The following is a 12,943-nucleotide window of genomic DNA, read 5'->3' on the forward strand; positions in this document are numbered from 1 at the left end:
GCCAATGTCCATCTACACCTTGCCAGCGCGCAAGCGCTCGTGATACCGGCCGCCCAATGCACCGCCCCAGGGCAAGACCAGGCCGATCACCAGCAGCACGATCAACAGCGTGAGCCCTTCGAACGGGCTGAAAAATTCCAGCACGGCGCAGCTCAGCGTCAACACCAGACCCACGACGGTCAAGACGTCCGGTTTAAGCACCGGACAGTCGCTGGTCGCCACTGACGCGTGCATAAACCCTACCAGCCACAGGTAAAGCCAGCTGACCACAGATGTAATGAACAACATCAGAAACAACAAATGATGGCCAAACATCGAAATGTGCATGGTCCCTAACCCTGTGCAAGCAAGTCTGTCGCGTTACCGCTGGTTTAAGCCATTCAACATGAAAGTTCCGTCAAAAAAACCTGACCTCAAGCCTGCGCTGTTTAAAATGTCGTTTTCCCACTCGACGTCAAGGAACACTGCTATTGAAAGGCTTGCAGAACTTTCATGCCGAAGCCGTTTTGCTTGAAGCCAGGCAACTGGGCCGCGTAGATCTGCCGAGCCAGGCCACCTTGCTGGCACCGACCGACTTCTCCCTGCATACTGGCGAGCGCGTAGCCCTGATTGGCGCATCAGGTTCGGGCAAGAGCGTCCTGCTGCGCACCCTGGCCCTGCTGGATGCCCCCAGCTCAGGTGAAGTGCTGTGGCTGGGCGAACCGCTGACCCCACCCCTGATACCGAACTTTCGCGCCCGCGCCTGCTACCTGACTCAACGCGCCGCGCTGGTGGAGGGCAGTGTCATGGACAACCTGCGGCTAGCCTTCACGCTCAAGCACAACCGCCACCGCCGCTTCGATGCAGCCCTGGCGGTGCGCCTGCTGGAACTGGCCGGCAAGCCACCCGGCTTTGCCGACAAGGCCGCTTTCGACCTGTCCGGGGGCGAGGCGCAGCTGGTTGCCCTGGTCCGGGCGCTACTGTTGTCACCCCAGGTGCTGTTGCTCGACGAGCCGACTTCGGCGCTCGACCCGCAATCGGTGGCTGCAGCAGAGGCGCTGGTCATGAACTGGCTCGAAGAATCGCCCGATAGTCGCGCCTTCTTGTGGATCACTCACGACCACGCTCAAGCCCAGCGCATCAGTACGCGCACATTGACCATGCACCAAGGCACCTTGCTGAAATGAACTATCACAACCTTGCCTACACCGACGTGGCGATTGCCGCTGCGCTGATTCTGGTCAACGGCCTGCTGTCACTGCTGCTGAAGCTGCAACTGGAGCGCCAGTTGCTCTGGGCGTCACTGCGTACCATCACTCAGCTGTTGGCCATTGGCTACATCCTCGGCTGGGTGTTCCAGCATGCCCAGTGGTACATCGTGCTGCCGCTGATGCTCAGCATGACCCTGATCGCCGGCTATTCGGCGGCCGGCAGGGGCCAGCATCGGCATCGGGGCCTGGTGGCCGACAGCGTGCTGTCGGTCGGGCTGAGTTCGTGGCTGGTCACCGCCATCGGCCTGTTCGTGGTGCTGCGTGTGCGCCCCTGGTACGAGCCGCAATACGCCATTCCCATCCTTGGCATGATCCTTGGCAATACCCTCACCGCCGTTGCCCTGGGCATCGACCGCATGACTCGTGAGCTAAGCGCCCAGCGCCCGGTCGTGGACATGGTCCTGTCGCTCGGCGGCACGCGCTGGGAGGCGGCCCGCGCCGCAGCGAGCCAGGCGTTGAAAGCCGGCATGATGCCAACGCTGAACCAGATGTCGGTGGTGGGTATCGTCAGCCTGCCGGGCATGATGACCGGGCAGATATTGGCCGGGCAGGCGCCTGGGGACGCCGTGCGTTACCAGATCGTGATCATGTTCCTGATTGCCGCAGCGTCGGCACTGGGCACGGTGTGTGCCGTGCTGCTGACCTTCAACCGGCTGTTTTCACCGGCTCATCAGTTCATGGCGCACAAGCTGGGCAGGCGCGGCTGAACGCGCTCAGGCCAGGCCGCCAAAGCGCTTGTAGAAGCTTTCATTGACATCGGGCAAGGGCCCGTCGGCGGTTTCAAGGGCGCTGTTTAGCCAGGTTTCCGCCTTGGCCCAGACCAGGCGATACAGGTTGCGGCACAGCTGGCGGGCTGCGCGGCCTTCCCAGTCACCGGGCAGCAGTTCGTCCGGCAGCTGCGGGTCGCGCAGCAGCAAGCGGCGGTACTCATGGATCAACAAGGTTCGCGCCAGGAAGCAATCCTGGGCATCGAGCTCGTCCTGTTCTTTCAAGCTCTGCCACAGCGGCCGGAACAGCTGGATGAACTCGCTGTACTGCTGGCCAAGCTCATCGATGCGCCAGCTCTCCCGCACCTGTGCACGCATCGCCTTGGATGCCAGCACTTCCTGGGTATGGGTTTCGAAGACGATGCTGTCGTCACTGGCTTCCAGCTCGCGCAAAGTGGCGGCCAGATCGCCGCGATCAGCCCTCGGGCAGCCCAAGAGGTTCGGCGCCATGGCACCAAAGCCTTGCCATTCCAGCTCTTCGCGCACGGCCTTGCGCTTGCCGGCTTCCAGCTGGGACAGCAACACCAGCGTCCAGGCGCCATCCCAGGCGGGCTGGCTCGGGCTATAGACACGCTTGAAGGCCTTTTCGAAACGCCGCCGCCCGGTGCCGGTCAGGCTGTAGTAGCTACGGCGCCCCACCTTCTCGGCAGTCAGCCAGTCTTCCTTGGTCAGGCGGAAGATCGAGGTGCGGATCAGCCGCTCGTTGATGCCGATCGGCTCCAGCAGGTTGATCAGACTGCCCAACCAGACCGTGCCGCCATGGGGTTCGATGGCATCACCGTAGAGGGTGATGATCAGCGAACTGGCGCGGATCGGGGTCTGCTCCTGGAAGCGGGTGATCAGGTTGTTCAGCGGAACGAGGTTGCTCATGGACGAACTGCGCGCATTGAAAGCACCGACTATACCTGTGCGACGGGTCGCCTGACCATGGCGCGACGCCGGCAGGTTCATGCGCCCGCCTCGCCCTTGGGCCTGAAGCCGCCGTCACCCATGCGCGGGCGCTGTGCTTCGGCTGCGCTCAGCGGTGGGCATTCCACCATGGTCGCCATGCAGCGTTGGCTCAGGCGCTGGTACTCGGCAGTGCCGCGCTGCTTCCAGCTCAGCTCCTGCTCGGTCAACGGGCGCTTGACCTGCGCCGGCGCGCCCATCACCAGGCTCTGTTCGGGGCACTCGAAGCCCGCTTTGACAAAGGCCGTGGCGCCGACGATGCAGCGTGGGGCTATGTGCGCGCCGTCCATGACCACGGCATTCATGCCGACCAGCGCATCCTCACCCACGCGGCAGCCATGCAGCACCGCGCCATGGCCGACATGGCCGTTGCGCTCGATCACCGTATCGCCACCCGGGAAGCCATGCATGACGCAGGTGTCCTGCAGGTTCGCCCCTTCTTCCAGCACGATGCGCCCAAAATCGCCGCGCAGCGATGCCAGCGGGCCTACATAACAGCGCGGGCCGACAATGACATCACCGATGAGTACCGCGCTCGGGTGCACGTACGCAGTAGGGTCGACCACAGGGGTGAGGCCGTCGAGCCGATAGCAAGGCATGTCTATTCTCCGCAATCATTCGTCAATTGTGCTTTTTCGTGTATCGCAATTGCGTGCGCGATCGACCACGACCAACCCAGCTAAATTTGGGCTATCCAGCGAAATACCGGTAACAAACAAAATATAACGAGATACATAAAAACACAATTGCTATTGCAATGTTGTATCGCATGATGCTTATACTGATCGCACCTGGGCAGGTTCCCCGCTGCCCCTGCAGACAATTCCAATAAATGCCGGCCACCTGAAGTGCCGTGCGAGCAGCCTGAGGACCCCGACATGCCTCGTTTCATCGATGTGCAGGCCCCTGAACACGGCGTTCGCCTGCTCACCCTGCAACGCCCGGAAGCGCTCAACGCCCTGTGTACCAAATTACTGGCAGAGCTTGCGGCAGCGCTCACCGATGCGGATGCCGACCCACTCACCCGCGCCGTGGTCATTACCGGCAGCCGCAGGGCCTTTGCCGCCGGTGCCGATATCCGCGAAATGGCCGAGCGTGACCTGGTCGGCATCCTCAGTGACCCTCGCGTCGCCCACTGGCAACGCATCGCAGCTTTCGCCAAGCCCTTGATCGCTGCCGTCAACGGCTACGCCCTGGGTGGCGGCTGCGAGCTGGTGATGTGTGCCGACATCGTGATCGCCGGCGATGACGCCCGCTTCGGCCAGCCAGAGATCAACCTCGGGATCATGCCGGGCGCCGGTGGTACCCAGCGGTTGCTGCGCGCCGTTGGCAAGCCTCTGGCCATGCAGATGGTGCTGACCGGCGAGGCAATCACGGCCCGCCACGCCCTGCAGGCCGGCCTGATCAGCGAAATCACCCAGCCTGAACTGGCCGTCGAGCGTGCGCTGCAGGTCGCCCGCAGTATCGCCGCCAAGGCACCGCTGGCGGTGCGCCTGGCCAAGGAGGCCCTGCTCAAGGCTGGCGACAGCGACCTTGCCAGCGGCCTGCGCTTCGAGCGCCATGCATTCACTGTGCTGGCCGGCACTGCAGACCGTGACGAAGGCATTCGCGCCTTCCAGGAAAAACGCCCGGCGCAGTTCAAAGGTTGCTGAGCCGCCCACTTCCCATCGACTGATCGAGCGAGTCCGTCATGACTTTCGAGCACATTGTGTTCTCCATCGAGGACGGCGTGGCCTTCCTCGCGCTGAACCGCCCCGAGCAGCTAAACAGCTTCAACACGCAGATGCACCTGGAAGTGCGCGAGGCCCTCAAGCTGGTACGCCAGAGCAGCACGGCGCGGGTCCTGCTGCTGACCGGCGAAGGCCGCGGCTTCTGCGCCGGCCAGGACCTGTCCGACCGCAACGTCGCGCCGGGCGTGGCAATGCCCGACCTGGGCGAGTCCATCGACATGTTCTACAACCCGCTGGTGCGCACCCTGCGCGACTTGCCGCTGCCAGTCATCTGCGCCGTCAATGGTGTGGCCGCCGGTGCCGGCGCCAATATCCCGCTGGCCTGCGACCTGGTGCTGGCCGCCCGCTCGGCAAGTTTCATCCAGGCATTCTGCAAGATCGGCCTGGTGCCGGACTCCGGCGGTACCTGGCTGCTGCCACGCCTGGTCGGCATGGCGCGAGCCAAAGCGCTGGCCATGCTCGGCGAACGCCTGAGCGCAGAACAGGCCGAGCGCTGGGGCCTGATCCACCGTGTGGTCGACGATGCCGAACTGCGCGACGAGGCCCTTGCCCTCGCCCGCCACCTGGCCAGCCAGCCGACTTACGGCCTGGCGCTGATCAAGCGCAGCCTAAACGCCAGCTTCGACAACGGCTTTGACCAGCAGCTGGAGCTTGAACGCGACCTGCAACGGCTGGCCGGGCGCAGCGAAGACTACCGTGAAGGCGTCAGCGCCTTCATGAACAAGCGCACACCGGCATTCAAAGGGCGTTGACCATGAGCGCACTCAGCAATAACGCTCTGGTGGCGGTCATCGGCGCTGGCGCCATGGGGGCTGGTATTGCCCAGGTCGCCGCCCATGCCGGTCACCCGGTAAAACTCTATGACAACCGCCCTGGCGCCGCCGCCCAGGCCGTAGACGCCATCGACCGCCAGCTCGCGCGCTTGGTAGAAAAGGGCAAGCTGCTGCCAGAAGCACGTGAAGCCATTACCGCGCGCCTGCAGCCAGTCGAATCGATCGAAACCCTCGCCGATGCGAAGTTGGTGATCGAGGCCATCGTCGAGAACCTGTCGATCAAGCAGCAGTTGCTACGGCAGCTGGAAGACCTGTGCGGGCAGGACTGCATCCTCGCCAGCAACACCTCGTCACTGTCGATCACCAGCCTCGCGGCAGGGCTGCAACGGCCACAACGGGTGGTCGGCATGCACTTCTTCAACCCGGCGCCGCTGATGGCGCTGGTTGAAATCGTTTCCGGCCTGGCGACCGAGCCCGGCATCGCCAGCACGCTCTATGACACCGCCAAAGCCTGGGGCAAGAAGCCTGTGCACACGCGCTCTACCCCCGGTTTCATCGTCAACCGCGTGGCCCGGCCGTTCTATGCCGAAAGCCTGCGGTTGCTGCAGGAAGGCGCCGCCGATTGCGCAACACTGGATGCGCTGCTGCGCGATGCTGGCGGCTTTCGCATGGGTGCATTCGAACTGACCGACCTGATCGGCCATGACGTCAACTACGCCGTTACCTGCTCGGTCTTCGAAGCGTTCTACGGTGACTTCCGCTTCCAGCCTTCACTGGTGCAAAAAGAGCTGGTGGATGCCGGGCGCATGGGGCGCAAGAGTGGCCAAGGCTTCTATAGCTATGCCGATGGCGCAGAACGCCCGCCGGCGGCCGAGCTGCACAGCCCGGCAAGCGCCCAATGCTGCGTGGCCGAAGGCCACCTGGGCGCCTTGCAGCCGTTGCTGGCGCGCTTGCGCGACAGCGGCCTGGCCATCACCGAGCGCGCGGGCAACGGCCTGCTGCGCACTGGTGACGCCACCCTGGCCCTGTCCGACGGCCGCCTGGCCAGCCAACGCGCCCGTGAGGATGGCCTGCGCAATCTGGTGCTGGTCGACCTCGCGCTGGATTACCAAGCCGCCACACGTATCGCCATCAGCTGGTCTGCCGACACCACTGCCCAGGCACGCGACCAGGCAGTGGCGCTGCTGCAGCGCGCCGGCCTGAAAGTGACCGCTATCGCCGACCTGCCCGGCCTGGTGGTGCTGCGCACCGTGGCCATGCTCGCCAACGAAGCGGCCGATGCGGTGTTGCAGGGCGTCGGCAGCGCGGCCGACATCGACCTGGCCATGTGCGCCGGGGTCAATTACCCGCGTGGCCCGCTGGCCTGGGCCGAGCAGCTGGGGGTGGATTACACCCTGCGCGTGCTGGAAAACCTGCAGGCCAGTTACGGCGAAAGCCGCTACCGGCCTTCCCTGCTGCTGCGGCGCAGCGCCGAACAAGGAGCGAACCTGCATGACTGACCTGCAACGTAATGCAGAGGAGCTGGCCCAGGCCTGTGCCGACGCAATGTACTCCCGCGACCAGGCCACCCAAGGCCTGGGCATCACCTTGCTCGACGTCGGCCCGGGCCGGGCACGCCTGAGCATGCCAGTGCGCGCCGACATGCTCCAGGGCCACGGCACCTGCCATGGCGGCTTCCTGTTCGCCCTGGCCGACTCGGCCTTCGCCTTTGCCTGCAACAGCCATGACAAGGCCACGGTCGCCCAAGGCTGCAGCATCGACTATGTCGCCCCGGCGCTGGCTGGCGACCTGCTCAGTGCAGATGCCACCGAGCTCAGCCGCACAGGCCGCACCGGCCTGTACGACGTGCGTATCCAGAACCAGCGCGGCGAGCTGATTGCCCTGTTCCGCGGTAAAGCCTACCAAGTGCGCGGCACGGTGCTCGCGCAGGAGACCCAAGATGACTGAAGCCAAGCCCCTCGATGCCCTGATCATCGATGCCGTGCGTACACCGATCGGCCGTTACGGCGGCGCCCTGAGCCGCGTGCGTGCCGACGACCTGGCCGCCGTGCCGATCAAGGCCCTGGTCGAACGCCACCCGGAACTGGACTGGCAGGCCATCGACGACGTGATCCTCGGCTGCGCCAACCAGGCCGGTGAAGACAACCGTAACGTCGCGCGCATGGCTGGCCTGCTCGCCGGGCTGCCGATCAGTGTGCCCGGCACCACGATCAACCGCCTGTGCGGTTCGGGCCTGGACGCCATCGGCAATGCCGCCCGTGCCCTGCGTTGCGGCGAAGCCGGGCTGATGCTGGCCGGGGGCGTCGAGTCGATGTCGCGTGCACCGTTCGTCATGGGTAAGTCCGAGCAAGCGTTTGGCCGCAGCGCCGAGCTGTTCGACACCACCATCGGCTGGCGTTTCGTCAACAAACTCATGGAGGACGCCTACGGTATCGACTCGATGCCGGAAACGGCAGAGAACGTCGCTGAACAGTACGGCATCTCCCGCGCCGACCAGGATGCCTTTGCCTTGCGCAGCCAGCACAAGGCAGCGGCGGCCCAGGCCAATGGCCGCTTGGCGCGGGAGATCGTGCCGGTGGAAATCGCCCAGCGCAAAGGCCCGGCCCTGCGTGTCGAGCAGGACGAACACCCGCGTGCCGGAACCACCCTGGACCAGTTGGCCAGGCTCGGCACGCCGTTCCGCCAGGGCGGCAGCGTCACCGCCGGCAATGCCTCCGGCGTCAACGACGGCGCCTGTGCCCTGTTGCTGGCCAGCAGCGATGCTGCCCGCCGCCATGGCCTCAAGGCCCGTGGCCGGATCGTCGGCATGGCGGTTGCCGGGGTCGAGCCACGCATCATGGGCATCGGCCCGGTGCCAGCAACCCGCAAGGTGCTGGAACTGACCGGCCTGGCACTGGCCGACATGGACGTCATCGAACTCAACGAAGCCTTCGCCGCGCAGGGGCTTGCGGTTCTGCGCGAGTTGGGCCTGGCCGACGACGACCCGCGGGTCAACCCCAACGGCGGTGCCATCGCCCTGGGCCACCCGCTGGGTATGAGCGGCGCACGGCTGGTTACCACTGCCCTGCACGAGCTGGAGCAAACCCATGGCCGCTACGCCCTGTGCACCCTGTGCATCGGCGTTGGCCAAGGCATTGCGATGGTCATAGAACGCCTCTGAGCGGTTCAGACCATCGGCTTGTTACCGAACGCGACGCCGCCCGTTATGCTGCGTCCATGACACTCACGGTAAGCTGCTTGGCCAACGCCTGCGGCCGACGTACAAGAACAATTCGAGTGAAGCCATGAACATGTACCATGATGCCGATCGTGCCCTGCTGGACCCGATGGAAACCGCCAGTATCGACGCCCTGCGCCAGCACCAGCTGGAGCGGCTGCGCTGGAGCCTTAAGCACGCCTATGCCAACGTGCCGCTGTACCGCAAGCGTTTCGACGAGTGCGGCGCCCACCCTGACGACCTGAAATCCCTCGACGACCTGGCCAAGTTCCCCTTCACCGGCAAGAACGACCTGCGCGACAACTACCCCTATGGCATGTTTGCCGTGCCCCAGGAAGAGGTGGTGCGCCTGCATGCGTCAAGCGGCACCACCGGCAAGCCGACAGTGGTCGGTTATACCCAGAATGACATCGACACCTGGGCCAACGTGGTTGCCCGCTCTATCCGCGCTGCCGGCGGGCGCAAGGGCGACAAGGTGCATGTGTCCTACGGCTATGGCCTGTTCACCGGCGGCCTGGGCGCCCACTACGGTGCCGAACGCCTGGGCTGCACGGTCATCCCCATGTCCGGCGGCCAGACCGAGAAGCAGGTGCAGCTGATCCGCGACTTCCAGCCCGACATCATCATGGTCACGCCTTCGTACATGCTCAACCTCGCCGACGAGATCGAACGCCAGGGCATCGACCCGCATGACCTGAAGCTGCGCCTGGGCATCTTCGGTGCCGAGCCCTGGACCGACGAGCTGCGCCGCTCCATCGAGCAACGCCTGGGGATCGATGCCCTGGACATCTATGGCCTGTCCGAGATCATGGGCCCGGGCGTTGCCATGGAGTGCCTCGAGACCAAGGATGGCCCGACCATCTGGGAGGACCACTTCTACCCTGAAATCATCGACCCGGTGACCGGCCTGGTGCTGCCAGACGGGCAGCTCGGCGAGCTGGTGTTCACCTCGCTGAGCAAGGAGGCACTGCCGATGGTGCGCTACCGCACCCGCGACCTCACCCGCCTGCTGCCGGGCACGGCGCGGCCGATGCGGCGCATCGGCAAGATCACCGGGCGCAGTGACGACATGCTGATCATCCGTGGGGTAAACGTGTTCCCGACGCAGATCGAGGAGCAGGTATTGAAAATAAAACAGCTTTCAGAGCTTTATGAGATTTATCTGTATCGCAATGGCAACCTGGACAGTGTCGAGGTGCATGTGGAATTGCGTGCGGAGTGCCAGCACCTCGATGAAACGCAGCGCAAGCTGGTTGTCGGGGAGCTGAGCAAGCAGATCAAGACCTACATCGGCATCAGCACCCAGGTGCACCTACAGCCTTGCGGCACGCTGAAGCGTTCCGAAGGCAAGGCTTGCCATGTGTTCGACAAACGGTTGGCCAGCTGAGTCATCGGCTGCCTTTGTGCCCCGGCATGGTCCGGGGCTTTTTTTTGCCTGCGAGATTGCCGGGGGCGCTTTGCGCCCCTTTCGCGACGCAAGGCCGCTCCTACAAGCGACCGCATTCCCCCCTGTAGGAGCGGCCTTGCGTCGCGAAAGGGCTGCACAGCAGCCCCATGGCCAGCAAAGCGATACACAAATCTTATTTGATACACATAAAACTGTTTGACGTTATGTTTTGTATCGCTTACAAATGACTCATGCCTTAGCAGGAGTCGGAACATGTACGCACAGCTAGTGGAAACCGGAGTCAAGCGTGTCAAGGCGCTGGAAGAGATGTCGCCCGAAGAGCGCAACTTCCAGGAGAAGATCGACGCCGAAATCAAGATCGAAGCCAAGAACTGGATGCCCGAGGCCTACCGCCAGACCCTCATCCGGCAGATCTCCCAGCACGCCCATTCGGAAATCGTCGGCATGCTGCCCGAAGGCAACTGGGTCACCCGCGCCCCCAGCCTCAAGCGCAAGCTGCAGCTGATGGCCAAGATCCAGGACGAAGCCGGCCACGGCCTGTACCTGTACAGCGCCATGGAAACCCTCGGCGCCGACCGCGACGAAGAAATCGCCAAGCTGCACAGCGGCAAGGCCAAGTATTCGAGCATCTTCAACTACCCGACCCTGAGCTGGGCCGACATGGGTGCAGTGGGCTGGCTGGTCGATGGCGCCGCCATCGTCAACCAGGTGGTGCTGCAGCGCACCTCGTATGGCCCCTACTCCCGCGCCATGATCCGTATCTGCAAGGAAGAGAGCTTCCACCAGCGCCAAGGCTACGAGCTGCTGCTGACCATGATGCGCGACGGCACTCAGGCGCAGAAGGACATGGTCCAGGACGCCATCAACCGCCTCTGGTGGCCGGCGCTGATGATGTTCGGCCCAAGCGACGAGCATTCCCCCAACAGCGCCCAGTCGATGGCCTGGAAGATCAAGCGCCAGACCAACGACGAGCTGCGCCAGCGCTTCATCGACCAGACCGTGCCCCAGCTCGAGCTGCTCGGCTGCACCGCCCCCGACCCGCACCTGAAGTGGAATGCCGAGCGCGGCCACTACGACTTCGGCGAGATCCAGTGGGACGAGTTCTACGAAGTGATCAAGGGCAACGGCCCGTGCAACCAGGAACGCGTCGCCACCCGGCGCAAGGCCATCGAGGATGGCGCCTGGGTGCGCGAAGCAGCCGTGGCCTATGCACGCAAGCAACAGAACAAGAACGCCGCCTGAGCGGCGATTGATGCGGAGATCGAAAATGTCTGTCTGGACCCTCTACGAAGTGTTCGTGCGCAGCAAGCACGGCCTTAACCACAAGCATGTCGGCAGCGTGCATGCCGCCGACGCCGCCATGGCCATCGAGAACGCCCGCGAGCTGTACACCCGGCGCAGCGAAGGTGTGAGCCTGTGGGTGGTGCCATCGGCACTGATCACCGCCTCCTCGCCTGACGAGAAAGACCCGCTGTTCGCCCCTTCGGACGACAAGGTCTACCGCCATGCCAGCTTCTACGAACTGCCCGACGAAGTCGGGCACATGTGAGGTTGGCCATGCACAAGCACGATCTGATCCCGTATTTGCTGCTGCTCGGCGACAGCGCCCTGATCCAGGGCCAGCGCCTGTGCGAGTGGTGCGGCCACGCGCCGGCCATTGAAGAAGAGCTGGCGTTGATGAACGTCGGCCTGGACCTGGTCGGCCAGGCACGCAACTGGCTGGAATACGCCGCCGAGTTGCTCGACGACGGCCGCGACGCCGATGCCCTGGCGTTTCGCCGCGACGAGCGCGCGTTCCGCAACCTGCTGCTGGTCGAGCAGCCCAATGGCGACTTCGCCGTGACCATGGCCAAGCAGTTTCTCTACGACGCCTGGCACTACGCCGTGCTGCAGGGCCTGGTCGAATCGCGTGATGAGCGCATCGCAGGGATTGCCGCCAAGGCCCTGAAAGAAGTGACCTATCACCTGCGCCGTTCCGGCGAGTGGGTACAGCGCCTGGGTGGCGGCACCGAAGAAAGCCGCCGGCGCATGCTCGACGCGATCCCGACCCTGTGGCGCTTCACCGTCGAGCTCAGCGCCGGCAGCGACAACGAAGTGCAACTGGCCCAGGCGGGGATCGCCGCCGACCCGGCCACGGTGGGTGCAGCCTGGCTGAAGCAGGTAAGCGCGATCTTCGACTCGGTCGAACTGCCGCTGCCCAAGGCCGCCAGCCACTTTTACCTGAGCGGCCGCCAAGGCTTGCACACCGAGCACCTGGGCCTGCTGCTGGCCGAGATGCAGTTCCTGCCAAGGGCCTACCCCGATGCAACCTGGTGAGCTGATTGCCGGCGACCGCGGCGCCCGCGCACAGCAAAGCCACGACCTGGCGCGGGCCTGGGAGGTACTCGGCCAGGTCATGGACCCGGAAGTGCCCGTGGTCAGCGTGGTCGACTTAGGGATAGTGCGCGACCTGGGCTGGCGTGCCGGCCACCTGCACCTTGTAGTCACGCCGACCTACTCCGGCTGCCCGGCCACCGAGGTGATCGAGGGTGACATTCGCCGGGCGCTGGAACTGGCCGGGTTCGCCGCACCGGACCTGGAGCGCAGGCTGACCCCGGCCTGGAGCACCGACTGGATCAGCGAACGGGGCCGCGACCGCCTGCGCGCCTATGGCATCGCCCCGCCGCAAGGCAGCGCCAGCAAGCGCAGCCTGCTCGGCGAAGCCCCGCAAGTATGCTGCCCGCAATGCGGCAGCCAGCAAACCGAATTGCTCAGCCAGTTCGGCTCCACGGCCTGCAAGGCGTTGTATCGCTGCCGCGAATGCCTGGAGCCGTTCGACTATTTCAAATGCATTTGAGCCGTGGAGACCAC

General features: G+C 64.5%; 15 protein-coding genes. 12 read left to right on the plus strand and 3 right to left on the minus strand.

Going from position 1 to position 12,943, the window contains the following annotated elements:
• Nucleotides 1-12: 12 nt before the first annotated feature.
• The gene (locus H040_RS10475; protein ID WP_027917346.1) at nt 13-327 is read right to left on the minus strand and encodes a hypothetical protein; all 315 of its coding nucleotides are present in this window, start codon (nt 325-327) and stop codon (nt 13-15) included.
• 143 nt (nt 328-470) lie between these two features.
• On the opposite strand from H040_RS10475, the gene H040_RS10480 reads away from it, so the two are divergent.
• On the plus strand, nt 471-1,166 hold the full coding sequence (locus tag H040_RS10480; RefSeq protein WP_027917347.1) for an ABC transporter ATP-binding protein: 696 nt from the start codon (nt 471-473) through the stop codon (nt 1,164-1,166).
• Nucleotides 1,163-1,957, plus strand: coding sequence for an ABC transporter permease (locus H040_RS10485; protein ID WP_027917348.1), 795 nt, complete (start codon nt 1,163-1,165; stop codon nt 1,955-1,957). The genes H040_RS10480 and H040_RS10485 overlap by 4 nt, the downstream gene beginning before the upstream one ends.
• Before the next feature lie 6 nt (nt 1,958-1,963).
• Here the strand turns inward: H040_RS10485 and paaX are convergent, their stop codons facing one another.
• Both paaX and paaY read right to left on the minus strand, forming a co-directional pair.
• A complete protein-coding gene (gene paaX, locus H040_RS10490; protein WP_177326672.1) occupies nt 1,964-2,887 on the minus strand; it encodes a phenylacetic acid degradation operon negative regulatory protein PaaX in 924 nt (307 codons plus the stop codon).
• A 77-nt stretch (nt 2,888-2,964) separates the two neighbouring features.
• Entirely contained in the window at nt 2,965-3,564 is a 600-nt protein-coding gene (gene paaY / locus H040_RS10495) for a phenylacetic acid degradation protein PaaY (protein WP_027917350.1), read from the minus strand.
• Nucleotides 3,565-3,843: 279 nt separating this feature from the next.
• Between paaY and paaF the strand changes: the two genes are divergently transcribed.
• The 10 genes from paaF (at nt 3,844) to paaD (ending at nt 12,929) form a co-directional block, all read left to right on the plus strand.
• Entirely contained in the window at nt 3,844-4,617 is a 774-nt protein-coding gene (gene paaF, locus H040_RS10500; RefSeq protein ID WP_027917351.1) for a 2,3-dehydroadipyl-CoA hydratase PaaF, read from the plus strand.
• A gap of 38 nt (nt 4,618-4,655) precedes the next feature.
• A complete protein-coding gene (gene paaG, locus H040_RS10505; RefSeq protein WP_027917352.1) occupies nt 4,656-5,447 on the plus strand; it encodes a 2-(1,2-epoxy-1,2-dihydrophenyl)acetyl-CoA isomerase PaaG in 792 nt (263 codons plus the stop codon).
• Between the two features lie 2 nt (nt 5,448-5,449).
• On the plus strand, nt 5,450-6,967 hold the full coding sequence (gene paaH, locus H040_RS10510) for a 3-hydroxyacyl-CoA dehydrogenase PaaH (protein ID WP_027917353.1): 1,518 nt from the start codon (nt 5,450-5,452) through the stop codon (nt 6,965-6,967).
• Complete coding sequence (gene paaI / locus H040_RS10515; protein WP_027917354.1) at nt 6,960-7,415, plus strand: hydroxyphenylacetyl-CoA thioesterase PaaI; 456 nt, start codon at nt 6,960-6,962, stop codon at nt 7,413-7,415. Before paaH ends, paaI begins: the two co-directional genes overlap by 8 nt.
• Nucleotides 7,408-8,628, plus strand: coding sequence for a 3-oxoadipyl-CoA thiolase (gene pcaF, locus H040_RS10520; protein ID WP_027917355.1), 1,221 nt, complete (start codon nt 7,408-7,410; stop codon nt 8,626-8,628). Before paaI ends, pcaF begins: the two co-directional genes overlap by 8 nt.
• Nucleotides 8,629-8,752: 124 nt before the next feature.
• Nucleotides 8,753-10,072, plus strand: coding sequence for a phenylacetate--CoA ligase PaaK (paaK, locus tag H040_RS10525; protein ID WP_027917356.1), 1,320 nt, complete (start codon nt 8,753-8,755; stop codon nt 10,070-10,072).
• Between the two features lie 273 nt (nt 10,073-10,345).
• Complete coding sequence (paaA, locus tag H040_RS10530; protein WP_027917357.1) at nt 10,346-11,335, plus strand: 1,2-phenylacetyl-CoA epoxidase subunit PaaA; 990 nt, start codon at nt 10,346-10,348, stop codon at nt 11,333-11,335.
• 25 nt (nt 11,336-11,360) lie between these two features.
• The gene (paaB, locus tag H040_RS10535; protein ID WP_004374528.1) at nt 11,361-11,642 is read left to right on the plus strand and encodes a 1,2-phenylacetyl-CoA epoxidase subunit PaaB; all 282 of its coding nucleotides are present in this window, start codon (nt 11,361-11,363) and stop codon (nt 11,640-11,642) included.
• Nucleotides 11,643-11,650: 8 nt separating this feature from the next.
• Nucleotides 11,651-12,409: a 1,2-phenylacetyl-CoA epoxidase subunit PaaC gene (gene paaC, locus H040_RS10540; RefSeq protein ID WP_027917358.1), complete on the plus strand. Its 759-nt coding sequence runs from the start codon at nt 11,651-11,653 to the stop codon at nt 12,407-12,409.
• A complete protein-coding gene (gene paaD / locus H040_RS10545) occupies nt 12,396-12,929 on the plus strand; it encodes a 1,2-phenylacetyl-CoA epoxidase subunit PaaD (RefSeq protein WP_027917359.1) in 534 nt (177 codons plus the stop codon). Before paaC ends, paaD begins: the two co-directional genes overlap by 14 nt.
• Nucleotides 12,930-12,943: the final 14 nt, after the last annotated feature.

It is taken from the genome of Pseudomonas sp. URMO17WK12:I7 (genome assembly GCF_003269045.1).
GTDB classification, from domain to species: Bacteria; Pseudomonadota; Gammaproteobacteria; order Pseudomonadales; family Pseudomonadaceae; genus Aquipseudomonas; species Aquipseudomonas putida_J.

Excerpts from the sequence above, each read along its gene's own strand:
- paaX (WP_177326672.1), bottom strand. The coding sequence starts at position 2,887 with ATGAGCAACCTCGTTCCGCTGAACAACCTGATCACCCGCTTCCAGGAG.
- H040_RS10485 (WP_027917348.1), top strand. The coding sequence starts at position 1,163 with ATGAACTATCACAACCTTGCCTACACCGACGTGGCGATTGCCGCTGCG.
- paaK (WP_027917356.1), top strand. The coding sequence starts at position 8,753 with ATGAACATGTACCATGATGCCGATCGTGCCCTGCTGGACCCGATGGAA.
- paaY (WP_027917350.1), bottom strand. The coding sequence starts at position 3,564 with ATGCCTTGCTATCGGCTCGACGGCCTCACCCCTGTGGTCGACCCTACT.
- paaD (WP_027917359.1), top strand. The coding sequence starts at position 12,396 with ATGCAACCTGGTGAGCTGATTGCCGGCGACCGCGGCGCCCGCGCACAG.
- paaF (WP_027917351.1), top strand. The coding sequence starts at position 3,844 with ATGCCTCGTTTCATCGATGTGCAGGCCCCTGAACACGGCGTTCGCCTG.
- pcaF (WP_027917355.1), top strand. The coding sequence starts at position 7,408 with ATGACTGAAGCCAAGCCCCTCGATGCCCTGATCATCGATGCCGTGCGT.
- paaG (WP_027917352.1), top strand. The coding sequence starts at position 4,656 with ATGACTTTCGAGCACATTGTGTTCTCCATCGAGGACGGCGTGGCCTTC.
- paaB (WP_004374528.1), top strand. The coding sequence starts at position 11,361 with ATGTCTGTCTGGACCCTCTACGAAGTGTTCGTGCGCAGCAAGCACGGC.
- paaI (WP_027917354.1), top strand. The coding sequence starts at position 6,960 with ATGACTGACCTGCAACGTAATGCAGAGGAGCTGGCCCAGGCCTGTGCC.
- paaA (WP_027917357.1), top strand. The coding sequence starts at position 10,346 with ATGTACGCACAGCTAGTGGAAACCGGAGTCAAGCGTGTCAAGGCGCTG.
- paaC (WP_027917358.1), top strand. The coding sequence starts at position 11,651 with ATGCACAAGCACGATCTGATCCCGTATTTGCTGCTGCTCGGCGACAGC.
- paaH (WP_027917353.1), top strand. The coding sequence starts at position 5,450 with ATGAGCGCACTCAGCAATAACGCTCTGGTGGCGGTCATCGGCGCTGGC.
- H040_RS10475 (WP_027917346.1), bottom strand. The coding sequence starts at position 327 with ATGCACATTTCGATGTTTGGCCATCATTTGTTGTTTCTGATGTTGTTC.